Origin of the sequence: Aeromicrobium sp. 636 (assembly GCF_024433585.1) — a bacterium.
GTDB lineage: Bacteria > Actinomycetota > Actinomycetes > Propionibacteriales > Nocardioidaceae > Aeromicrobium > Aeromicrobium senzhongii.
In genome coordinates, this window is sequence record NZ_WNJU01000003.1 from 379,702 (window position 1) to 401,312 (window position 21,611).

Annotated in this window: 21 protein-coding genes; 15 read left to right on the top strand and 6 right to left on the bottom strand. The window is 71.6% G+C overall.

What is annotated here, in order from left to right:
• Positions 1-7 precede the first annotated feature (7 nt).
• Together GL325_RS12690 and GL325_RS12695 are read right to left on the bottom strand one after the other, a co-directional pair.
• Positions 8-1,408, bottom strand: coding sequence for a condensation domain-containing protein (locus GL325_RS12690; RefSeq protein ID WP_187769778.1), 1,401 nt, complete (start codon positions 1,406-1,408; stop codon positions 8-10).
• Positions 1,405-2,796, bottom strand: a complete 1,392-nt coding sequence (locus GL325_RS12695; RefSeq protein ID WP_187769779.1) for a condensation domain-containing protein — start codon at positions 2,794-2,796, stop codon at positions 1,405-1,407. The genes GL325_RS12690 and GL325_RS12695 overlap by 4 nt, the downstream gene beginning before the upstream one ends.
• A 251-nt stretch (positions 2,797-3,047) precedes the next feature.
• On the opposite strand from GL325_RS12695, the gene GL325_RS12700 reads away from it, so the two are divergent.
• The 11 genes from GL325_RS12700 (at position 3,048) to GL325_RS12750 (ending at position 14,543) form a co-directional block, all read left to right on the top strand.
• The gene (locus GL325_RS12700; RefSeq protein WP_154596030.1) at positions 3,048-4,331 is read left to right on the top strand and encodes an adenylosuccinate synthase; all 1,284 of its coding nucleotides are present in this window, start codon (positions 3,048-3,050) and stop codon (positions 4,329-4,331) included.
• A gap of 29 nt (positions 4,332-4,360) precedes the next feature.
• Positions 4,361-4,888, top strand: a complete 528-nt coding sequence (locus GL325_RS12705) for a hypothetical protein (RefSeq protein WP_187769780.1) — start codon at positions 4,361-4,363, stop codon at positions 4,886-4,888.
• A gap of 122 nt (positions 4,889-5,010) precedes the next feature.
• Positions 5,011-5,541, top strand: coding sequence for a hypothetical protein (locus tag GL325_RS12710; protein ID WP_187769781.1), 531 nt, complete (start codon positions 5,011-5,013; stop codon positions 5,539-5,541).
• A complete protein-coding gene (locus tag GL325_RS12715; RefSeq protein ID WP_187769782.1) occupies positions 5,538-6,476 on the top strand; it encodes a hypothetical protein in 939 nt (312 codons plus the stop codon). The genes GL325_RS12710 and GL325_RS12715 overlap by 4 nt, the downstream gene beginning before the upstream one ends.
• A complete protein-coding gene (locus tag GL325_RS12720; RefSeq protein WP_187769783.1) occupies positions 6,470-7,225 on the top strand; it encodes a hypothetical protein in 756 nt (251 codons plus the stop codon). Before GL325_RS12715 ends, GL325_RS12720 begins: the two co-directional genes overlap by 7 nt.
• Before the next feature lie 53 nt (positions 7,226-7,278).
• Positions 7,279-8,193 (top strand): hypothetical protein, encoded by a 915-nt coding sequence (locus tag GL325_RS12725; RefSeq protein WP_187769784.1) that lies wholly within the window; start codon positions 7,279-7,281, stop codon positions 8,191-8,193.
• 66 nt (positions 8,194-8,259) lie between these two features.
• Positions 8,260-8,811 carry a hypothetical protein gene (locus GL325_RS12730; RefSeq protein WP_187769785.1) on the top strand — a complete coding sequence of 184 codons (552 nt, stop codon included), beginning with the start codon at positions 8,260-8,262 and terminating at the stop codon, positions 8,809-8,811.
• Between the two features lie 9 nt (positions 8,812-8,820).
• Positions 8,821-10,065: a phosphoribosylamine--glycine ligase gene (gene purD, locus GL325_RS12735; RefSeq protein WP_187411678.1), complete on the top strand. Its 1,245-nt coding sequence runs from the start codon at positions 8,821-8,823 to the stop codon at positions 10,063-10,065.
• A 59-nt stretch (positions 10,066-10,124) separates the two neighbouring features.
• Complete coding sequence (locus GL325_RS12740) at positions 10,125-11,135, top strand: Lrp/AsnC family transcriptional regulator (RefSeq protein ID WP_187411679.1); 1,011 nt, start codon at positions 10,125-10,127, stop codon at positions 11,133-11,135.
• 49 nt (positions 11,136-11,184) lie between these two features.
• Entirely contained in the window at positions 11,185-12,615 is a 1,431-nt protein-coding gene (purB, locus tag GL325_RS12745) for an adenylosuccinate lyase (RefSeq protein WP_187769786.1), read from the top strand.
• Positions 12,612-14,543, top strand: coding sequence for a DUF6077 domain-containing protein (locus GL325_RS12750; RefSeq protein WP_187769787.1), 1,932 nt, complete (start codon positions 12,612-12,614; stop codon positions 14,541-14,543). Before purB ends, GL325_RS12750 begins: the two co-directional genes overlap by 4 nt.
• Positions 14,544-14,547: 4 nt before the next feature.
• Here the strand turns inward: GL325_RS12750 and GL325_RS12755 are convergent, their stop codons facing one another.
• Together GL325_RS12755 and GL325_RS12760 are read right to left on the bottom strand one after the other, a co-directional pair.
• A complete protein-coding gene (locus GL325_RS12755) occupies positions 14,548-15,441 on the bottom strand; it encodes a glycosyltransferase family 2 protein (protein ID WP_187769788.1) in 894 nt (297 codons plus the stop codon).
• Positions 15,438-16,061, bottom strand: coding sequence for a bifunctional 2-polyprenyl-6-hydroxyphenol methylase/3-demethylubiquinol 3-O-methyltransferase UbiG (locus tag GL325_RS12760; protein WP_154596020.1), 624 nt, complete (start codon positions 16,059-16,061; stop codon positions 15,438-15,440). Before GL325_RS12760 ends, GL325_RS12755 begins: the two co-directional genes overlap by 4 nt.
• An 18-nt stretch (positions 16,062-16,079) precedes the next feature.
• Here GL325_RS12760 and GL325_RS12765 point away from each other — a divergent pair, with 18 nt between their 5' ends.
• Together GL325_RS12765 and GL325_RS12770 are read left to right on the top strand one after the other, a co-directional pair.
• Positions 16,080-16,832: a glycosyltransferase family 2 protein gene (locus GL325_RS12765; protein WP_230081301.1), complete on the top strand. Its 753-nt coding sequence runs from the start codon at positions 16,080-16,082 to the stop codon at positions 16,830-16,832.
• The gene (locus tag GL325_RS12770; RefSeq protein WP_230081300.1) at positions 16,832-17,191 is read left to right on the top strand and encodes a DUF2304 domain-containing protein; all 360 of its coding nucleotides are present in this window, start codon (positions 16,832-16,834) and stop codon (positions 17,189-17,191) included. Before GL325_RS12765 ends, GL325_RS12770 begins: the two co-directional genes overlap by 1 nt.
• Before the next feature lie 10 nt (positions 17,192-17,201).
• Here the strand turns inward: GL325_RS12770 and GL325_RS12775 are convergent, their stop codons facing one another.
• Positions 17,202-17,759, bottom strand: coding sequence for a hypothetical protein (locus GL325_RS12775; protein WP_154596019.1), 558 nt, complete (start codon positions 17,757-17,759; stop codon positions 17,202-17,204).
• Positions 17,760-17,776: 17 nt separating this feature from the next.
• On the bottom strand, positions 17,777-18,943 hold the full coding sequence (locus GL325_RS12780; RefSeq protein ID WP_154596018.1) for an MFS transporter: 1,167 nt from the start codon (positions 18,941-18,943) through the stop codon (positions 17,777-17,779).
• Positions 18,944-19,014: 71 nt separating this feature from the next.
• Here GL325_RS12780 and GL325_RS12785 point away from each other — a divergent pair, with 71 nt between their 5' ends.
• Both GL325_RS12785 and GL325_RS12790 read left to right on the top strand, forming a co-directional pair.
• A complete protein-coding gene (locus GL325_RS12785) occupies positions 19,015-19,875 on the top strand; it encodes a phosphoribosylaminoimidazolesuccinocarboxamide synthase (protein ID WP_187769789.1) in 861 nt (286 codons plus the stop codon).
• Between the two features lie 82 nt (positions 19,876-19,957).
• Positions 19,958-21,520 (top strand): long-chain fatty acid--CoA ligase, encoded by a 1,563-nt coding sequence (locus GL325_RS12790; RefSeq protein WP_187769790.1) that lies wholly within the window; start codon positions 19,958-19,960, stop codon positions 21,518-21,520.
• The last annotated feature ends 91 nt before the right edge of the window (positions 21,521-21,611 follow it).

Consider the following 21,611-nt stretch of genomic DNA (forward strand, 5'->3'; position numbering starts at 1 on the left):
CTCGACGCTACCGGGCCAACGTCTGGCGCAGGATTCCCGAGGCGTGCGTGAAGAACCGATCCACGTTCTCGATCGCCGTCGGCGTTTGCGGAACGCTGCACATCACGTACAGGTCGGTGGGCGTGCGGTTGATCCACACGTTGACGTTGTCGTCGTAGCCCTGGCCGGTCGTGCCGTAGAAGCGATCGGCGGCCCACTGCTCCTGGCCCGGGATCATCCGGCCGTCGAGGTAGGACACGATCGCGGGACGGCTGGTGTCGTCGGGCGAGAAGCCGAAGACCTCGCGGATGACCTCCATGACCCGCAGTGCGGGCACCGGCTCGCAGACGCGGGCGTCGCGGAACTTCTGGCGTACGCCGCGGGCGATCTCGAACAGGCCGTCGCCGGGCCCGACGGGGATGTGGATGGGCAGGACGTTGACCATCCAGCCCATCGTCGTGAGCGTCTCGGGGGTGTTGCGGGTCGCGACGGGGTTGAGGAAGCGGTAGGCGCTCTTGCCGGCCAGGTCGCGCGCGGCCATCGCGAAGGACGCATAGATGACCGAGGGGAACGTGGCGCCCTCCTGCTTCGCGATCTCCTCGAGTCGCTCACACTCCTCGCCGGTGAGGATGTCGTAGTCCATCGGCACGAGCCAGAACCGCTCGCCCTCGGCGATCCCCAGGTCCATCGGGAAGCCGTCCATCGCACCGGCGCCGTCCATCGCGTAGTCGGCCCAGAACTGCATGGCCGGGTGCTCGATGTCGTACTGCTGGGCGTCGGCGCGCTCCTGCTGGGCGTACGTCATGTAGCCCAGGGTCGGCGGCAGTTCGGTGTACGGGCGTCCGGTCTCGGCTGCGTACAGCTGGGACAGCTCCATGTACGCCAGCAGGACGCTGAAGCCGTCGCCGTAGCAGTGGTCGAGCCCGCAGAAGATGGTGGAGCGATCGGTGCCGCGCACCCCGGCGATCGCGTAGCCGAAGTTGTCGATCGGATCCACGGCGTCGGTGAAGTTCTTGAGGATGACCTGGTTGACCTCGTCGCCGGAGTGCGCGCCCAGGGGCGTCACCGACACGGTGAGCTGCTCGGGGTCGATCGCGTGGCGCGTCATCTCGCCGTCGGGGTCGGTGGGGTCGTCGCGGAACGTGCCCCACATGACCTCGTGGCGGCGCAGCCACGAGGTGACGGCACGCTCGAGGGCGTCGACGTCGAGAGCGCCGGGCACGTCGAAGCACAGGCCGAGCCAGTTGGCGTCGGCCGAGCCCACGCGCTCCATCGCGCGGCGCAGCCGCACGTGCTGGTCCTGCATGTAGGACGGGCGCTGGCCGTTGGCGGGCGCCTCGGCCAGGGCGGCGCGGGACTCCTCGGACGGACGGAGCAGGAAGACCTCGCCGTCGATCGTCTCGAGCTCCTCGATCCGAGCCATTCTCATGCCAGCGCCTCCATGGGGTCGTTCACCTGGCGCGTCACCGCGACCATCTGGTCGCGCATGCGGCCCATCACCCGGTCGAGCCACTCGGTGCACGGCGGCGTGTCCGGGGCGCGGTGCGCCAGCTCGGTGCCGTAGGGCATGGCGTTGATGTAGATGTGCATCTCGTCGCTGGGCTCGACCTCGCCCAGGAAGACGGTCGAGTCCATCTCCTCCCAGTCCTCGCGACCCGGGACGTGGCGCGAGTCCATGAAGGACAGCACGGTGGCCGGGCGCATCGAGGTACCCAGCAGGCGGTTGGCCAGGGGGAGGGGCACGGTCTCGGCGGTCTTGCCGAACATCCACGCCTGGGCCGTGCGACGGATGGCCTCGGCCAGGGGCAGGTCCGCGCCCAGGTCGACGGTGATCGGGACGACGCCGGAGAACCAGCCGATGGCCTTGTGCCACTCGGGCCGGTTGCGGTTGTGGGTGGACATCAGGACCGTGATCCGGTCGTCGTCCTCCTCGGCAACCATCGCGCGCAGCAGCACCGCGGTGTACGCCAGGGGCTGGGGCGCGCGGTGCTGGTCGCACCACAGCCGGAAGGCCTCGCTGAGCTTGGGTCCGGCGAACGTGGGGAACCGCAGGCGGTGGCGCAGCTCGTCGCCGCGCCGGACGCCCGTGGCGCGGGGCAGTCCGGGCAGGTTGCCGGTGGCGTCGACTGCCCGCCGCCACGGCTCGAGGGCGGGACTGTCGACGGTGATGGAGCTCTGGACGGCGCGTTGCTCGACGGCGAAGTCGACGTAGCTGCCGACGGGCGCGGGCAGCGGTGCGTGGTTCAGCTCGGCCTCGAGGTGCTGCTTGAGCTCGCCGATCGTCAGGTAGGCGCTGTAACCGTCGAAGGTCACGTGGTCGAAGGCGGCGAAGACCGTGATGTCACCGTTCTCCTCGGTCACGGTGAGGACGGTGGCGTTGGGCCACGAGAGAGGACCGGTCCGGTCGTCCAGCTCGGCCATGACCACGTCGAAGGCCTCGCCGCGGTCGTCGTAGTGGCCGAGGTGGCGGGGCTGGAAGCCGATCATCTCCGGCTCGACGATGCGGCGCTCGAAGGTGTCGTCGTCCCGCCGCACGAACATGCAGCGCAGACTCTCGTGACGGGCACAGAAACGGCGCAGGGTGCCGGCGAAGGAGACGAAGTCGGCCCCGTGCAAGGTGGCGCGCATCCCGATCCAGGGGTTGACCTCGTCCTCGGGCCGGCGGGGCACCCCCGCGACCTGCAGGCGGCGCTCCTGGTCGGGCGTGACGGGTCGCGGATCGGGGGCGGTCGTCGCGAAGGCACGCAGCGTCGAGGAGCGCGGCACCCACAGGTGGACATCGCCCGCGGGGACGAGTGTCAGACGGTGGGGATGCATGGGGTCTCCTTCTGCCGCCGGGATGGGGCCGGGGGGTTTGCAACTCACGGTTACATGAGTCGTTGCACGGAGGCTACTGCACTTCGGCGTGACGTCGGTCACTACGTCAGAAATGGTGCAGATGCCTGATATTTGAGCGCAGAAGGCCCGTCCGGCCCCACACTCATCGCCCGCGGGCGGCGTCCTCGGTAGGATTGGCGGGCACGAGCCCCTCTCACGGGGCTTTCCGTCTGATGGAGGGGTGGCAACGCATGCCCGCAGTCGTGATCGTCGGAGCCCAGTGGGGTGACGAGGGCAAGGGCAAGGCGACCGACCTTCTGGGCAGTCGCGTGGACTACGTCGTGAAGTTCAACGGCGGCAACAACGCCGGACACACGGTGGTCATCGGCGACGAGAAGTACGCCCTGCACCTGCTGCCCAGCGGCATCCTCTCGCCCGGTTGCGTCCCGGTCATCGGCAACGGCGTCGTGATCGACCTCGACGTGCTGTTCCAGGAGATCGACGGACTGAACGAGCGGGGGATCGACACCTCGCGCCTGCTGGTCAGCGCCAACGCGCACATCATCGCCGACTACAACCGCACGCTGGACAAGGTCAACGAGCGCTTCCTGGGCAGCCGCCGCATCGGCACCACCGGTCGCGGCATCGGCCCGACCTACGCCGACAAGATGAACCGGCTCGGCATCCGCATCCAGGACCTCTTCGACGAGAAGATCCTGCGCGCGAAGGTCGAGGGCGCCCTGGACCTCAAGAACCAGATCCTCACCAAGATCTACAACCGGCGCGCGGTCTCCGCCGACGAGATCGTCGAGTCGCTGCTCAGCCACGTCGACCGGCTCCGCCCGATGGTCGCCGACACGACGCTCGTGCTCGAGGAGGCGCTGAAGGCCGACAAGACCGTCCTGCTGGAGGCCGGCCAGGCCACCTTGCTCGACGTCGACCACGGCACCTACCCGTTCGTGACGAGCTCCTCGGCCACGACCGGCGGCGCCTGCACCGGTTCGGGCATCCCGCCGACCCGCGTCACCCGCGTCATCGGCATCGTCAAGGCCTACGCCACGCGCGTCGGTGAGGGCCCGTTCCCCACCGAGCTGTTCGACGAGGACGGCGAGCGCCTGCGGATCAACGGCGGCGAGTTCGGCACCACGACCGGCCGCCCGCGGCGCTGCGGCTGGTACGACGCGCCCGTCGCCCGGTACGCGGCCCGGATCAACGGCGTCACCGACTTCGTCCTGACCAAGCTCGACGTCCTGACGGGCTGGGAGCAGATCCCGGTCTGCGTGGCGTACGACGTCGACGGCGAGCGGGTCGACGAGATGCCGATGACGCAGACCGGCTTCCACCACGCGAAGCCGATCTACGAGTACTTCCCCGGTTGGACCGAGGACATCAGCGGCGCTCGCGAGTTCTCGGACCTGCCGGCGAACGCCCAGGCGTACGTCCGGGCCGTCGAGGCGATCAGCGGCGCCCGGATCAGCACCGTCGGTGTCGGCCCGGGCCGCGAGCAGACGATCGTCCTGCACGACCTGCTCTGAGGTCCGGCGCCGTCATGGGGGGAGACGTGGTGAACGACGTCCGGTACGAGTGGCGCGCCCACCGGTGGTCCCGGTGGGGGCCGGCCCACCTGGTGAGGCGCCGGGACTCGATCGAGGTCCAGCTCGGCGACGTCGTCGTCGGCATCGATCTGACCGACCGTCGTCCCGCCGCCGAGCGGCAGGCCGACCCGTACCGCAGCGTCTTCGCCGACGGCGTTCCCGTCACGTGGAACGGTGAGCAGGTCGCGACCGTCACGACCTCGTCCGGCAGTCGCACCGGTCTGGCGCGACGGCAGCAGCTCGCGGTGACCGGTGACGACCGGTTCGTGCTGCCGGGCCTGGCGTTCACCCATCGCGGGCTGCCGTTCCTGCTGACCCTGCGCAGCGGCGCGGGGAACCTCGTCGCCTCCCGGCGGTGGGCCTCGCCGCTGAACATGGCCGTGACCGAGTGGTCGATCGTGCGCGAGCACGACCTCGTCCCCCCGAAGGTGGCCCGTGAGGCCCGGCCCGAGCACATCGCCCTGTGGCTCGCGGTCAAGGAGGCCCTGGCGGTCTGATGCGCCTGCGCCACCTGGTGGAGTGTCGCTAGGGTGTGGTCCCATCGCGGGTGACTCGGGGTCACGCCCCTCGGTGGCTTGCGACGGGGAGACCTGCCGATGAGCGCCTGGGGGAGACGACGTTGAGCGACAGAGTCCGGTACGAGTGGAGCCGATTCAGCCGGAGCTGGTGGGGCCCGGTGCACGTGGTGGTCCGGGTGAACTCGGTCGAGGCGACCGTCGGGGATTCCACCGTGGCGTTGGACCTCACCGACCGGCGGTCGAAGGCTGAGCAGGAGAAGCAGCGCTTCGCCAGCCGCTTCCTCGACGGGGTGCCCGTCGAGCTCGACGGGAGGCAGGTCGCCGTCGTCACGAACGAGCCGGGCGGTCCGATGGGCCTGTTCTTCCGGCGGGCCCGCCAGCAGATCAGTGGCGACCCGTCGTTCGTCCTGCCGGGGATGCGTCTCACCCTCCGCGGGTTGCCCACCTTCCTCACCTTGACGGACGATTCCGGGACCTTGGTGTCCACGCGTCGGTGGGGCGCTCCGTGGGACGACTTCGCGTGGCATTACACGCTGCCGGGCCAGTATGGCGTCGTTCCGCCGTGGGTGGCGCCTGGCACGCGCCCCGAGCACGTGGCCTTCTGGTTCGCGATGAGGGAGACGCACCGATGACCGTCGAGCTCGACTACGAGAAGCTCACCCTGGCCGCCACGCGCGCCGAGGCGCTGGCGTCCCGGATCCGCACGAACGCCGCGGCGGCACGGCAGGCGAGCCCGGTCCACCTGGCCAGCCTCGACGGCATCGAGAAGAAGGCCGACTGGCTCGAGGAACAGGTCAAGGTCCTGAGCGGCCTGGCCGACACGGCCCTCCTGCTCGACGAGTCCGGACAGGTCGACCTGCCGCTCGAAGAGGTCGGCGCCGTCCTCGAGGAGGTGCTGGGCTCGTACCTCACGGCCAGGTTCAACGACAATTACGGGCTCGGTGACAACACGGACTTCCCGTGGATCGAGGTCGCCCTGGGCATCGACGCGATGAGGGGGACCAGTCAAGGGGTGGCCCCGGTCTTCCAGACCACGCGAACCGGCCGGCTGCTGCTCAACCGCATGCTGGAGCAGGGTGGGCGCAGCGCACAGTGGGCCGATTGGATGCTCAAGGGCGGCGGCAAGCGGCAAGCACTGCCGAGGGCCCTCGGGGGAGCGATACCGGCGTGGGCGGGCCAGGGAAAGATGCTGCCCACCGGTGGCTGGGCGGACCCGTTGGCGAAGGCGGGCAAGGGCGGGCTCGCGGCATTCCGTGTCCTCGGTGTCGCCGGAGGCGCGCTGAGCACCGCCAACGGCGCGCACAACCTCTACCAGCAGGGCCGCCCCGACAAGGCGTTCAAGCGCGAGGGGGCCGGATACGTTGCCGACGTCGCCGAGACGGCCTTCGCCGCCTCGGGCACCGCGTTCCTCGTCGCTCCGAACCCGGTCACCGGCGCAGCCGCCGTGGGCAGCGGACTGGTCTGGGCCGGTGCCGAGGTCGTGGACAATTGGGACGACATCACCGAGAAGACGTCCGCCATCAGCAAGAAGGCCTCGAAGGCCTGGGACAAGGTCACCCCGTGGTGACCCCCGTGAACGACGACACCGCCAAGACTGGAGCTGCTGTGCCTCACCTCGACGAGACCTTCCTGCAACTGACGGTCGGCTACGACGATCTGCTGCTGCTCGCGGAGGTGCACGCGGGCACGACCGCGCCCGGTGACGTGCCCGCCCGGCTGCGCCAGGCAGGACTCGTCGGGTCTGCCGGCCTCAACCCCACGGCCGCCGGCCTGGTCGAGGTCGCCGTGGCTCCGGCGCGGTCCGTGGTCGTCGAGCGCTTCGACGGATCGACCCTGTCGCCGATGTTCATCGGCTGGCTGCCGGACGGGCGCGCCACCACCAGTGCGCCGGACGCCGAGGGGGCGGTCGTCGTGACGGCCACCGAGTTCGGCCTGCTGCGCGACCAGCTGCGTCAGTGGCTGGGGATCTTCCATCGCGAGGTCGCCGGCGACCGCCAGGTCGTCACCACCGACACGACCGTGCTCGACGCCGCCGTCTCGGCGCGCGGTGTCGAGCCCACCGGCGACGCGGCCCTCGACGCGATCATCGAGAACTGGCGGCTGGCGTGGCGCGCCAACGGCAACTGGGCGCAGCGCGGCATCGACGCAGGCGTCACGATCGTCGACGCGGGCGGTCAGGGCTGGTACCGGGTCGACCACCCGCCGCGCGAGGGCGCCGAGCCGGTCGACGTCACGCTCGTGCCGCTCGACCTGGAGGCCGTCCTCGCGGCGCTCGGCGACGTCGTCACGGGCCGCGCCGCCGCCTCCGACGACTGACTCTCTCCGCCCATCCCACCGTCCTCCGCTCGGGAGAGGAACGCACGCCCCCCATGACCGTCGAACTCGACTACGAACTGCTCACCACCGCCGCCACGCGCGCCGAGGAGCTCGCCCAGAAGATCCGCACCAACGCGGCGTCGGCGCGCAGCGCCAGTCCCGTCGCGCTGCCCAGCCTCGACGGCATCGAGAACAAGGCGACGTGGCTCGAGGAGCAGGCCACGATGCTCTACGGACTGGCCGACGTGGCGGTGCTGCTCGACTCGTCGGGCGAGGGCAAGGTGTCGATGTCGCTCGCCGGCATCCAGGAGCAGCTCAACGACATGCTCGGCGAGTACCTGGGCGCTGAGTTCGGCAACATCTTCGGCAACGACGACGACTTCCCCCTGATCTCCCTGGCCACGGCGCTGGGCAAGATGACGAAGATGTCGCGCGGCGTCGCGCCGGTCTTCCAGACCGGTCTCGTGGGCCGCACGATGCTCACGAAGCTCGCGCAGCAGTCCGGGCGGGCGGGCGACTGGGCGCGCTGGATGCTGAACGGCCCGCGCCACCTCGCGCCGCCCGCGAGCCTGCTCAAGCCGCCGAAGTGGGTGAACACGCCCGGGTCGCCCCTGCGCAACGCGGGATGGGGCAGCCCGTCGAGCTTCCGGACCAGCGGCCTGGGCGCCATGCGCGGCCTGGGCATCGTCGGTGGTGTCGTCAGCACGGGCGCCGGCGTGGCGAATCTCGTCCAGCAGGGCAACCCGATCGATGCCTTCGAGCGCGAGGGCGCGGGGTACGTCGCCGACGTGGCCGAGACGGCCTTCAGCGCCTCGACGACCGCCTTCCTCGTCGCGCCCAACCCGGTGACGGGCGCCCTGGCCGTCGGCAGCGGCCTGGTGTGGGCCGGCGCCGAGGTGGTCGACCACTGGGACGAGATCAGTGAGACGGCCTCGAAGGCCTGGGACACCATCAGCTTCTGGGACTGAGGACGCATGACCGATCTCCACGCGTCCCCGGACGCACCGCAGCGGGACGAAAGGGACGAGCCGCCGATGACCGAATCGCTCGCGACCGAGCAGCCGAGCCGTCAGGACTCCGCCGAGCTGACGCGGGTGCTGCGCGTCCTGGAGCGCCAGCGCACACGCCCCGAGGTCATGGCCGAGTTCTTCGCCGGGGTGGGGGCACGGGGCGTCGTGATGGCGCTGGCCACCACGGTGTCGGAGCCGTCCCGCGAGGACGTGGCCGGCTGGGACCGCCTGCCCGACCTGCTCCGCGACGGCCTGTACGCGGCGGTCTCGTGGCCCGAGTTCGACGCGGAGGCCTTCGGCGCCGACCTGGCCGAGCTCTTGCGCGACACGGACGACAGCCGTCGCGCCACCATCTCGGCCATCACGTCCTTCCTGCTGGCGTCGGGCCGGTACGACGCCCGCCTGCTGGGCGGCTGGAGCCGCGCGTTCGACGAGCTGAGCCTCCCGCAGGACGTCCCGCTGACGTGGGGGTCCTTCCTGACCGGGGTCGATGAGCCGCAGCCGTGGAGCGCTCTCGCCGTGATCGCGCGCCAGAGTGCGGCCGCGGATGGACAGGAGACGGACGCCGCTCGCTAGGCTCGGCGCGTGAAGGTTCTCGTCATCGGCACCGGCGGCCGTGAGCACGCCCTGGCCCTGGCCCTGTCCCGCGACCCCCAGGTCACCGAGGTGCACGCGGCGCCCGGCAACCCCGGCATGGCCGCAGTCGCCTCGCTGCATCCCGTCGATCCGCTCGACGGTGCGGCGGTCGCCGACCTCGCCTCGCGGATCGGTGCGGATCTCGTCGTCGTCGGTCCCGAGGCGCCCCTGGTGGCCGGTGTCGCCGACGCCGTCCGCGAGGCCGGCATCGCCTGCTTCGGCCCCAGCGCCGAGGCCGCCCAGCTCGAGGGCTCGAAGGCGTTCGCCAAGCAGGTCATGGCGGCGGCGGACGTCCCCACCGCCCTCGCGCGCGTGTGCGAGACGCCCGACGAGGTCGCGGACGCGCTCGACGCGTTCGGGGCGCCCTACGTCGTGAAGGACGACGCCCTGGCGGCCGGCAAGGGTGTCGTCGTCACCGAGGACCGTCAGGTCGCCCTGGACCACGGCGTCTCGTGCGACCGCGTCGTGATCGAGGAGTACCTCGACGGCCCCGAGGTCTCGCTGTTCGCGATCACCGACGGCTCGACGGTGCTGCCGCTGCAGCCCGCCCAGGACTTCAAGCGCGCCCGTGACGGTGACGAGGGCCCGAACACCGGCGGCATGGGCGCCTACACGCCGCTGGACTGGGCGCCCGAGGGTCTCGTCGCCGAGGTGTCGCGGCGCGTGCTCGTGCCGACGGTCCAGGAGATGGCCGCGCGCGGCACGCCCTTCCAGGGACTGCTCTACGCGGGACTGGCCCTCACCGGCCGAGGCACCCGGGTGGTCGAGTTCAACGCGCGCTTCGGCGACCCCGAGACCCAGGCGCTGCTCCCGCTGCTGAAGACCTCGCTCGCGGCGCTGCTGCACGGCGCGGCGACCGGGACGCTCGGCGAGGTCGGCCTGCCGCAGTGGCACGACGGTGCCGCGGTGACGGTCGTCATCGCTGCGGAGGGCTACCCCGAGGCCCCCGTCACGGGCGACCGGATCGAGGGCGTCGAGAAGGCGGACGCGCTGGAGGGCGTCGACGTGATCCACGCCGGCACGAAGATGGACGAGGACGGCAACCTCGTGACGGCGGGCGGCCGGGTCCTGTCGGTCACCGGCGTCGGAGCGGACCTGGACGAGGCGCGTCGGCGTGCCTACGCGGGGGTGGACCTCATCTCGATCCGGGGCGCCCACCACCGCACCGACATCGCGGCGTCCGTCCCCCGCTGACGCTCCCGCCCCTCGGTCGATCCATGGACTCGGCCCGCCGGGCCGCTATTCTCCGACGCATGTATGGATCGGCGCAGTGCCTGCCGGAGCTCCCGGACATCGATCTCGCGCTCGTCCACGCCCTCCAGGTGGCGCCGCGCGCCCCGTGGAGCGCGATCGCGCGCACGCTCGGCGTCGATCCCGCCACCGCGGCACGGCGGTGGGACCGGCTCGTCGAGGAGCGCCTCGCCTGGTTCGTGGTCCGGCCCAGCGCGGAGCAGTTGGCGCCCGATCGTGACGGTGTCCTGCTGAAGCTGCGCTGCCGCCCCGGCGCCGAGGCCCGGGTGGGTGAGCGGATCGCGGCCGTGCCCGAGGTCTACGCCGTCGACCTGCTCGCCGGCGACGACGACCTCGCGGTCGTCCTCATCGGTCGCGGGATCGCGACGATGCGCCAGACGGTGGAGGAGCTCGTGGCGTCCGATCCGGACATCGTCCGCACGCGGATGTACTTCCTCGCCGAGGTGCACCGTGAGGACGGCCAGTGGCAGCTCGACGTCCTGACCGAGGAGCAGAGGAGCGGCCTGGCACGACCGCGGACGGGCCCGGCGACGCCGCCGGACGCCGAGACGCTCGAGAAGGTCACGCAGATCCTGCGGGAGGACCCCCGCATGAGCGTGGCCGACATCGGCCGTCGCCTCGACAAGCCCGAGCCGACCGCTCGCCGACTGCTCGAGCGCGTCCTCAGCTCCGGTGCCTTGCGGCTGGGGTGCGATGTCGTGGCGTCGGCGGGTGGTGCGGGTCGCGCCGTGCTGCTCGAGGTCTGCACCGACGACCCCCACGCCGCCGGCCGGGTCATCGGCGCCGAGAGGCCCGTGCTGCGCTGCGCGGCGGTGATCGGTCCCGCGAACCTCGCCCTGGTGGCGCGGTTCGCCTCGCTGGACGCGGTCTACGACCTCGAGACGAGGGCCGCGGCCAACATTCCGGGCTGGCGGGTCCGCAACCGCGCGACGGTCGTGCGCAGTGTCAAGCGCCAGGGTCACGTCCTCGACGACGACGGACGCGTGGTCCTCGATCCGTACGGAGCCGCCTGACGGTTCGCGGGTCGAGCATGCTCTCGCGTCGGCCGCCGGTCCTGCGACAATGGGGCGCGTGACCACCCCGAACGTCCTGGCCTCCCGTTACGCGTCCGCCGAGCTGGCTCGGATCTGGTCGCCCGAACACAAGATCGTCCTCGAGCGTCAACTCTGGATCGCCGTGCTCAAGGCGCAGCGCGACCTCGGCATCGAGACGCCGGACGGCGTGATCGAGGCCCACGAGGCGGTCGTCGACCAGGTCGACCTGGACTCGATCGCGGCCCGCGAGCGGATCACCCGCCACGACGTGAAGGCCCGCATCGAGGAGTTCGCGGCCCTCGCGGGCAGCGAGCACATCCACAAGGGCATGACCTCGCGCGATCTGACCGAGAACGTCGAGCAGCTGCAGGTGCGCGCCTCGCTCATGTTGGTGCGCGACCGCGCGGTCGCCGCCCTGGCGCGACTGGGCCGGCTGGCGGCCGAGCACGCCGAGCTCGTGATGGCCGGCCGCAGCCACAACGTCGCCGCGCAGGCCACGACGCTGGGCAAGCGCTTCGCCACGACCGCCGACGAGCTGCTCATCGGGATCGAGCGCGTCGAGCAGCTGATCGCCCGTTACCCGCTGCGCGGGATCAAGGGCCCGGTGGGCACGGGCCAGGACATGCTCGACCTGCTCGGTGGCGACGAGTCCAAGCTGGCCGACCTGGAGCAGCGTGTCGCGGCGCACCTGGGCTTCGAGCGCACCTTCACCAGCGTCGGCCAGGTCTACCCCCGGTCGCTGGACTTCGACGCCGTCAGCTCCCTCGTGCAGCTGGTCGCCGCCCCGTCGAGCCTGGCCCTGACGATCCGCCTCATGGCCGGCAACGAGCTGGTCACCGAAGGCTTCAAGCCCGGCCAGGTGGGCTCCTCGGCCATGCCGCACAAGATGAACACGCGCTCGTGCGAGCGGGTCAACGGCCTCGCGGTCGTGCTGCGCGGCTACGCCTCGATGGTGGGCGAGCTGTCCGGCGACCAGTGGAACGAGGGCGACGTCTCGTGCTCCGTCGTGCGCCGGGTCGCGCTGCCCGACGCCTTCTACGCCGCCGACGGCCTGTTCGAGACCTTCCTGACGGTCCTCGACGAGTTCGGCGTCTTTCCCGCGGTGATCCAGCGCGAGCTGGACCGGTACCTGCCGTTCCTGGCCACGACCAAGGTGCTCATGGCCGCCGTCCGTCACGGCGTCGGCCGTGAGACTGCCCACGAGGCCATCAAGGAGCACGCGGTCGGCGTGGCCCTCGAGATGCGCGAGAAGGGCACGGCCGAGAACGACCTGCTCGATCGGCTCGCCGCCGACGAGCGACTGGGCCTGACGGCCGACGACCTGCGCCGGCTCGTCGCCGAGCCGCTGGCCTTCACCGGCGCCGCGGTGTCGCAGGTCGCCGCCGTGGTCGGTCAGGTCGGGGCCGTCCTCAAGCGCCACCCGGAGGCGGCCGCCTACAGTCCGGGCGACATTTTGTGATCCGCTGGCGCGCCTGGCCCCGGTTCCTGGACGGTGCCCTCGAGGGCATCGTCCTGTCCTTCGCGGCGTGGACGCTGTTCTACCTGATCGCGCTGAAGACGCAGTGGTCGCTGCTCCCGGCCGCGTGGCCCTGGGTCGTGCTGACCGCCGGTCTCGTCGTGGTGGGCGGTCTGCGCGCGGTGCGGACGGACCAGCCGCGCGTCTGGTCGTCGGAGGCCCGGCGTCCTGTCGGAGGCCTCGTCCTGCTCGCCGTGGTGGTGGTGGCCACGCTCGCCCTGCTGCTGTTGCGCGATCACGACCTGGTGTGGCCGCTCGCGGTGGCCGCCGGTGCAGCGCTCGTCCTGCAGTTGGTCCCGTGGCTCGGCGCTCGCGAGCCCGACCCGGTGGACGATGCCCCTGCGGAGCCAGACGTCCCGATGGGTGCCCACCTCGTGGCACTCGCGGTCAGCCTCGGCCTCGGCGCCCTGACGCTCTTCCTGGTCCGGCCCGACGCGGACGACGTCTACTACGTGAACCGCGCGACCTGGGTGGCCACGCACGGCACCCCCACGCTGCGCGACACGATGTTCAGCTCGGGGGAGTGGGAGTCCACGTACGGAGGAGGTCTGCCCACGCCCTCGATCGAGGCGCTCCAAGGCGCCCTCGCCCACGCGATCGGTGTCCAGGCCGCCACCTTCTCCTACCTCGTGATGGCCCCGGCGGCAGCCGTCCTGATCGGCTGGACGTCGTGGCGGCTGGTCCGCGGCTGGGCGGCGCGCCGGGCGCTGCCGGCGTTCCTCGTCGCGATCGTCTTCCTGCTGGCGAGCGCCGACACGATCGTGGGCAACTACTCGCTGGGCCGCATCTGGCAGGGCAAGGCACTCGCGTACGCGGTCCTCGTCCCCCTCGTGTGGTGGTGGCTCTCGCGTCTCGCGCGCAGGATGCGCACGGTGGACGTGATCCTGCTCGCCGCCGCGGGCGTCGCCTTCGTCGGCCTGTCCACGACGTCGGCGCTGCTGGCGCCGGTCGTGGCGGCCGCTGCCGTCCTGGCGGCGCTCGTGCTGCGGTCCCGATCGCTCGCGATCGGTGCGGTCGCGTTCGCGGCGGCGCCGGTGGTCAACGGGCTCGTCCAGGCACTCGCCCCGATCACCGTGGGCACCACCGACGACACCACCGTCATGGCGGCACCGGTCGCGTTCAACATCGCGATGGGCGCCACCTTCGCCCTGGCGGCACTGGCCGTCCTGGCGCTGGTGCTGCTGCCGAGGACGGCGCCCGGTCCCGCCGGCGTCCTGCTCGGATGTGGGGCGCTCGCCACCATGGTGTGCTTCCTGCCCGGCGTGTTCCAGTTGGCCCACGCCGCCACCGGGGCCGGTCCCGTGGCATGGCGGCTGGCGATCGCCCTGCCGCTGTGGATCGCCGTCGGCCTGCTCGTGACCCTGCCGGTCCCCGAGCCCGGCGGCGCCGCGCTCGTGGTCGCCGTCACCCTCGTCCCCGTGCTGGGCGGCACGTGGCTCTGGCAGCCGGAAGACGCCCAACTCACGCCGCGGCCGGCGTGGAAGGTCTCGCCCGAGGCCCTGGCGAACGTGCGGGCGCTCGAGGCGCTCGACCCGCCCCGCGGGACGTGGTTGCTGCCGCCGAAGGAGATGGAGATCCTGGCGATCTCCCGCGTCGACACCCACGTGGTCGCCCCGCGGGACTTCTACCTGATGAGCCTCCCCAAAACCGAGCACGACTGGCACGCCCGGGTCCATCTGCTGTCCCTCGTGGACGGTGGCGAGCTGCCTTCGGCGGGCACCGTGCGCGAGTCGTTGGCGACCCTCGACGTCACCGTCGCCTGCGTGCCGGAGGACCTGTGGCGCGCCCGCACCAGGTTGCGCCGGGCGGTCGGCGAGCCGCTCGTCACGGTCGGGGACATGCGATGTGCCGGGGTGACACCACGGTCCTGAGCCGTCAGCGCACGGCGTGCCGCAGCAGCCCGCGCACCGCCGCCCAGTCACGCTGGCGCAGCGCCGCGGGCACCAGCGTGAGCGCGTGCAGGCGCGAGGTCAGGTGCCAGCGCGCGGCCCGGGCGGCGCGCGGCCAGCCGTGGGCGGCCATCACCTCGGCCGACTCGGCGAAGAACATCCGCTCGCCGGCGAATCGGGTGCCGTCGTACAGGCCGGCGACCGAGGCGCTCTCGAGGTGCCGGCGGTACTCGAACGCCACCTCGGGCTCGAGCAGCAGCACGGCACCGTCGGTGATGAGCTCGCGGATCAGGCCGAGGTCCTGGATCAGCGGGAGGTCGTCGCGGAAGTCCTTCCCCGCCAAGGTGTCGCGGCGGAACACCAACGAGGGCCAGTAGAGCCAGTTCGCCCGCAACAGGCTGGCGGCCAGCTCCTCGCCCGACAGCAGCTGGCGACCGTCGCTCCGTGGCATGAACAGGCGCTGCTTCACGGTGTCGGCCAGGGTCGACACCGGTTCCCCGTGCTGATCGATCACCTGGACGCCGACCTCGATGATCGTCGCCTCGGGCACCTCGCGGCGGGCGCGGGCGACGACCTCGACGAACTGGGGCAGCAGGCGGTCGTCGCAGCCGAGGAACACGACGTGCTCGCGCGAGGCGAGCTCCAGGCAGCGGCGGAAGTTGCCCGTGACGCCGAGGTTCTGCTCGTTGCGCAGGTACGTGATGCGGGGATCGGCGAGGTCGGCGAAGTACTGCGCCACCGACGGGTCGGGGTAGTCGTCGTCCACGACCGTCAGGTGCCAGTTGTCGTCGGTCTGGGCCAGCACGCTCGCGACGGTCTCGCGCAGCAGCGCCGGCTCGCCCCAGAAGGGGACGAGGATGTCGAGGGGCTCCTGGGTCACCGAGGGTTCTCCGCGAGGAAGTTGAACTCGTTGTGGGTGAAGACGCGTCCGACCACGCGCGGGAACGGGAACGAGTACCGCTGGGTCTCGCGCAGGCCGAGGTCGTCCGCGATCTGGCGCAGTGCGTCGAAGTCGGTGAACGCCACGTGGGTGCTGTCCGAGGCGTAGCCGCGCTCCTGCGGCGTGATGAACATGATCGTGCCGCCGGGCTTGATCGCCGGGAGGTACGACGCGAGGATCTCGGTCGCGTCCTCGGCGGGCAGGTGCTCGATCAGGTGGGCGGCCAGCAGTCCGTCGTACGAGGCCGGGGCGTGGGCGTCCTCGTCGGCGAAGAACTCCTCGACCGTGAACGCGGTGAGCCCACGATCGCGGCACACGCCGATGGAGTGCGGGTTGTGGTCGACCCCGACCGACTCGGCGGAGAGGTGGGCCAGATTGCGGCCCGTGCCGCAACCGACGTCGAGGATGCGCCCGTCCAGGCGGCGGCGCAGGTTCCACCGGTAGGGGGCCTGGACGTCGAGCATCCGCTTCCACCCCCGGGTGGAGAGACGCTGGAGCCGCTGGGCGTACTCCAGTCCCGCCGTGGGCGGTTCGCCGGAAGGTCCGTCGCTGTAGTCCATTGTCCTAGACTGCCGTGCATGCCCAGCGATTGGATGAAGCATCGCCGTGTGCTCGTGGTGGTTCCCGCGTGGAACGAGCAGGAGTCCATCGCCCGGACGATCGCCGAGTTGCGTGAGAGCCAGCCCGACGTGGACCTGCTCGTGGTCGACGACGGCTCGGGTGACCGCACGGCGGAGGTGGCTCGCGCGACGGGCGCGACCGTGTGCCAGCTGCCCTACAACCTCGGCGTGGGCGGCGCCATGCGCACCGGTTACCGCTACGGCCTGCGGCACGGGTACGACGTGGTCGCCCAGCTCGATGCCGACGGTCAGCACGACCCCGCGTACCTGCCGGACCTCGTCGCGGCGCTGGACGACGCCGACGTCGTGATCGGCGCCCGGTTCGCCGGAGCGGGCGAGTACCGCGTGGGCGTGATGCGCGGTCTGGCGATGCGACTCCTCGCCGGCGCGCTCAGCCGGATCGCGGGGACGAAGCTCACCGACGCCACGAGCGGCTTCCGCGTGGTCAACCGGCGCGCCCTCGAGGTGTTCGCCGCGCACTACCCGGCGGAGTACCTCGGCGACACCGTCGAGTCGCTCGTCATCGCCGCCCGCAGCGGGTGCACGATCCGGCAGGTGCCGGTCGCGATGCGTCCGCGGGCCGGCGGCACCGCCAGCCAGACACCGTTGCGCGCCGTGATCTACCTGGCGCGTGCGATCGTGGCCCTCGGCCTGGCGCTCGTGCGCCGGTGGCCCGCCACGCTCGAGACCCAACCGAAGGAGCTCGTCTGATGGCCCCGTACGTGCTGGGTCTGGTCGGGGCGATCGTCACGCTCGCGTTCGTGTTCGAGCTGCTGCGTCGCCGCCACCTGCGCGAGAAGTATGCGGTCCTGTGGGTCGCGATCGGACTGGGCGGACTGCTGCTGTCGCTCTTCCCGGTGGCGCTGACGAGGCTGTCCGAGCTGGTCGGCGTCGAGCTGCCGTCGAACCTGCTGTTCTTCGGTGCGCTGTTCATCCTGCTGCTGATGAACGTGCAGCACAGCTTCGAGGTGGGCCGGCTCGAGGAGCGCACGCGCACCCTGGCCGAGGAGGTCGCCCTCCTGCGCCTCGAGCAGCAGCAGCAGCGCGACGGCGTCGACGACGACCGCTGAGCCCCGAGGCTCAGTCCACGCGCGCCAACCAGGCCAGGACGGCCGGCTCGGGCTGCCCGGTCCACGTGGCGCTCAGCGTGCCCGTGGCGTCGGCCGGCACCGTCCCCGGCACGAGTCGGACGACGTGGAGCTCGCCGGAGCCGTCGCCGGATCCGCGCACGGCGGCCGTCGTCGGGCGCCGCGGCAGCGTGTGGCCGTCACTGTCCACGAGGTCGACCTCGGTTCCCGCGTGCCGGATCACGGCTGTCGTCTCGGCGACGTAGACCGGGTCGCTCGGTCCGTCGTAGACCCAGCGGTGGCCCAGGACCGAGTGCTCGAGCTCGCCGACGAGGACGCCGCCGTCGAGGGGTGCCGAGCGGTAGGTCACCGGGACCTGCGCGACACCGCCGGGGACCGGCAGCAGGAACGTCTCGATGCCCACCTCGCCGGTCGGGTCGTCGAGGCGGAAGTTCGCCCGGAAGGGGCGCACCTCGGCGTCGTGGGGCCACCAGGACTGCGTGGGCAGCCAGGCTGCCAGGAGGTCGGCCTTGCTCGGGGTCAGCTCGGAGGTCGGGTGAACGATGCCCATGGCTCAGGGTGTCACCTTCAGGCGGTGCGCGTCACCCGTGTGGCGGCCAGGATCGCCGCCGCGACCGAGAGCAGCGCCGCGCCGATGATCGGCGCGAGCGGGTGCAGCGCGTAGAGCCCGGCGCCCAGGATCGGGCCGCCGACGTAGGTCATGCCGACGGTGGCGGCGAGCTGTCCGGCGACCGCGGCATGCTCCGACGGTTCCACGGCCAGCGTGGCGCCGGCGTTGTAGCCCGGGAGCGCCAGGCCCAGTCCCACCGCGACGACCACCATCGACGGCAGCAGGGTCGCGAGGTTCGGGGCGAAGATCGCCCCGCCGTAGCCCGCGGCGGCGACCAGGCTTCCCGCGACCAGCAGTCCGCGCGGCCCGCCGGGGATCCGCGGCGCGAGGAAGGCCTGGGTCAGGGCGAAGCCGATGCCGATGAGCACGCCGGCGAGGGCGACGACCTGGGCCGTGGCCGAGTTCGACAGGCCCAGCCGGTCCTGGACCAGGAAGCCCATGATGATCTCGACGAGAGCCAGACCGAGGAAGAGCGACGCGCCGGCGACCAGGTACGGCAGCACCCGCGGGTCGCGCCAGCCGAGCCGCTCGCCGTGCGGGCGCTCCTGGCGTTCGGGACGGGGGAGCAGCCAGACGGCGACGAGGGTGGCCGCGACCAGCACCGGTGCCACGTGCACGGGCAGCAGCAGGCCGCCGATCGCCAGCAGGCCGCCGAGCGCGGGTCCGACGACCAGCGAGATGCCCTGCATCGCCCCGAAGGCGCCCATCGCCTTGGTCCGGGCGATCGCACCCTGACTGGCCGAGGCGAGGTAGGTCAGTCCCGCGACCGGGACCGCCGCGAAGCCCAGGCCGTAGAGCACGCCGCGGGTCAGCGCGAAGACCGACAGCACCAGCCAGCGCGGCAGCTCCTCGTGCGCGGCGATCTGGACCATGACGGCGAAGCCCACGGCGCCGAGCGTGGCCAGGACGAGGCCGCGCACGAGCACGGAGTGGACCCCGTGGCGGTCGACCTGGCGGCCCCACCACGGACCGGTCAGCACGAGCATCGCGGCCGAGAGCGTCATCACGGCACCGAGGTCGACCTCGCCCAGGCCGACGACCCGGGTCACCGGCGCGAGGACCGGCACGAGCATTCCCTGGGCGCTGTAGACCACGAGGGCCGCCGTCAGCAGCGTCGCGGTCATGGTCCTCGTCGATGGCACCGGCACAGCCTGCCACGGATACGACGGGGGAGGGGGCCCACTAGCCTGTTCCCATGCCGCTGGAGATCCCCGGAGCCACCCACCTGCACTCGGGCAAGGTCCGCGACCTGTACACGTACGGCGATGCCCTGTTGATGGTCGCGTCCGACCGGGTCAGTGCCTACGACTTCATCCTCGAGCCGGGGATCCCCGACAAGGGCGAGATCCTCACCCGAATGAGCCTGTGGTGGTTCGACCAGCTGGCCGATCTGGTGCCGCACCACGTGATCAGCACCGACGTGCCGGCCGAGGTCGCCGGCCATGCCCTGATCGTCGAGCGGCTCGACATGTTCCCCGTCGAGTGCGTCGCCCGCGGCTACCTGACCGGTTCGGGTCTGGCCGACTACCGCGAGACCGGCGCCGTGTGCGGCATCCCGCTGCCGGACGGACTCGTCGACGGCTCGCGCCTCGACACCCCCATCTTCACCCCCGCGACGAAGGCCGAGCTGGGCGAGCACGACGAGAACGTCTCCTTCGAGGCGGTCGTCGAGACCGTGGGTGCCCCGATGGCCGAGCGGCTGCGCGACCTCACGTTGGCGGTCTACGGCCGCGCCGAGGAGATCGCCCGCGAGCGCGGGATCATCCTGGCCGACACCAAACTCGAGTTCGGAGCCCGTCCCGACGGCACGATCGTGCTCGCCGACGAGGTGCTGACCCCCGACTCGTCCCGGTTCTGGCCGGCCGACCGGTACCAGCCGGGACAGGCCCAGCCGAGCTACGACAAGCAGTTCGTCCGCGACTGGCTGACGTCGCCCGAGTCGGGCTGGGACCGTGCCTCCGACACGCCTCCGCCGCGGCTGCCGGACGAGATCGTCGAGCGCACGCGCGACCGGTACATCGAGGCCTACGAGCGGCTCACCGGCCTCACCTGGTGACCCGGGGCCTCGCGCCCCGTCCGGACGCGTCCTTCGTTACAGTTCTGATGTAACGAAGGCCACACCCCGGAAAGAAGGCACCGTGACCAACCTCGCCGCCATCCTCGACGACACGACCGCCAAGTACCCCGAGCGCACCGCGATCGTCTTCGGCGACACCCGGTTGAACTACGCGCAGCTCAACGGCGCCGCGAACCAGGTGGCCAACCTGCTCGTGGCCCGCGGGATCAAGCCCGGCGACAAGGTCGCGATGTCGATCCCGAACGTCCCGTACTTCACGATCGTCTACTTCGGCATCCTCAAGGCCGGCGCGTCCGTCGTGCCGCTGAACGTGCTGCTGTCCGAGCGTGAGGTCGCCTACCACCTGGACGACTCCGACGCGGTGGCCTTCTTCGCCTTCGAGGGCACGCCCGACCTGCCGATCGGCGACCGCGCCTGGGCCGGGTTCAACGAGGTCGAGGGCTGCAAGGACTTCTTCCTCATCAAGCTCGACTCCGCCGCGCCCGAGCCGATGGAGCCGCCGGAGTACTACGGCCCGCTCGTGGCCGCGCAGTCGCCGCAGTTCACCACGGTCGAGCGCGACGACGACGACACCGCGGTGATCCTCTACACGTCCGGCACCACGGGCCAGCCCAAGGGCGCCGAGCTCATGCACCGCAACCTGCTGGCCAACGCCAAGCTGGGCGTCTCGCTCTTCGGCGCGACCGAGGACGACCCGGACACCTACCTGGCCGTGCTGCCGCTGTTCCACATCTTCGGCCAGACGGTGATCCAGAACAGCGCCGTCCTGTACGGCGGCACGATCGTCTACCTGCCGCGCTTCGAGCCCGAGGCCGCGTTGTCGCTGCTGCTCAAGGAGAAGATCACCTTCTTCGCCGGCGTGCCCACGATGTACTGGGGCCTGCTGCAGGCGCTGGCGGCGTCCGACGGCGGCGTCGACGTCGAGGCGATCGCCAAGAACATGCGCGTGGCGGCCTCCGGCGGCGCGGCCCTGCCGGCCGACATCCATCGTCAGTTCGAGGAGAAGTTCGGCATCGTCATCCAGGAGGGCTACGGCCTCTCCGAGACGTCGCCGGTCGCCTCGTTCGGCGTGCGCGGCGAGCCCGTCCGCGTCGGCTCGATCGGTCGTCCGGTCGAGGGCGTCGAGATGAAGCTCATCAACGACGACTGGAGCGACCTGCCGCACGACCCCGAGGCCATCGGCGAGATCGCCATCAAGGGTCACGGCATCATGAAGGGCTACTACAACCGGCCCGCGGCCACCGCCGAGGCGATCCATGGCGAGTGGTTCCGCACCGGCGACCTGGCCCGCATGGACGACGACGGCTACTTCTACATCGTCGACCGCAGCAAGGACATGATCATCCGCGGCGGCTACAACGTGTACCCGCGCGAGCTCGAGGAGGTGCTGATGACGCACCCGGCGGTCTCGCTGGTCGCCGTCATCGGCGTCCCGCACGAGTCGCACGGCGAGGAGATCAAGGCGGTCGTGGTCAAGAACCCCGACGACCAGACGACCGAGGCCGAGCTGCGCGAGTGGGCCAAGGGTCAGTTCGCCCAGTACAAGTACCCGCGCATCGTGGAGTTCCGCGATGAACTGCCGATGACGGCGACGGGCAAGATCCTCAAGCGCGAGATCGACTGAGCCGGTCGTGGGGGGGGGGGGGGGGGGGGGGGGGGGGGGGGGGGGGGGGGGGGGCGGGGGGGGGGGGGGGGGGGGCCCGGCCGGCGGGGCG

Excerpts from the sequence above, each read along its gene's own strand:
- purB (WP_187769786.1), top strand. The coding sequence starts at position 11,185 with ATGGGGCGCGTGACCACCCCGAACGTCCTGGCCTCCCGTTACGCGTCC.
- GL325_RS12740 (WP_187411679.1), top strand. The coding sequence starts at position 10,125 with ATGTATGGATCGGCGCAGTGCCTGCCGGAGCTCCCGGACATCGATCTC.
- GL325_RS12770 (WP_230081300.1), top strand. The coding sequence starts at position 16,832 with ATGGCCCCGTACGTGCTGGGTCTGGTCGGGGCGATCGTCACGCTCGCG.
- GL325_RS12780 (WP_154596018.1), bottom strand. The coding sequence starts at position 18,943 with ATGACCGCGACGCTGCTGACGGCGGCCCTCGTGGTCTACAGCGCCCAG.
- GL325_RS12730 (WP_187769785.1), top strand. The coding sequence starts at position 8,260 with ATGACCGAATCGCTCGCGACCGAGCAGCCGAGCCGTCAGGACTCCGCC.
- GL325_RS12715 (WP_187769782.1), top strand. The coding sequence starts at position 5,538 with ATGACCGTCGAGCTCGACTACGAGAAGCTCACCCTGGCCGCCACGCGC.
- GL325_RS12700 (WP_154596030.1), top strand. The coding sequence starts at position 3,048 with ATGCCCGCAGTCGTGATCGTCGGAGCCCAGTGGGGTGACGAGGGCAAG.
- GL325_RS12760 (WP_154596020.1), bottom strand. The coding sequence starts at position 16,061 with ATGGACTACAGCGACGGACCTTCCGGCGAACCGCCCACGGCGGGACTG.
- GL325_RS12765 (WP_230081301.1), top strand. The coding sequence starts at position 16,080 with ATGCCCAGCGATTGGATGAAGCATCGCCGTGTGCTCGTGGTGGTTCCC.
- GL325_RS12785 (WP_187769789.1), top strand. The coding sequence starts at position 19,015 with ATGCCGCTGGAGATCCCCGGAGCCACCCACCTGCACTCGGGCAAGGTC.
- GL325_RS12725 (WP_187769784.1), top strand. The coding sequence starts at position 7,279 with ATGACCGTCGAACTCGACTACGAACTGCTCACCACCGCCGCCACGCGC.
- GL325_RS12695 (WP_187769779.1), bottom strand. The coding sequence starts at position 2,796 with ATGCATCCCCACCGTCTGACACTCGTCCCCGCGGGCGATGTCCACCTG.
- GL325_RS12775 (WP_154596019.1), bottom strand. The coding sequence starts at position 17,759 with ATGGGCATCGTTCACCCGACCTCCGAGCTGACCCCGAGCAAGGCCGAC.
- GL325_RS12690 (WP_187769778.1), bottom strand. The coding sequence starts at position 1,408 with ATGAGAATGGCTCGGATCGAGGAGCTCGAGACGATCGACGGCGAGGTC.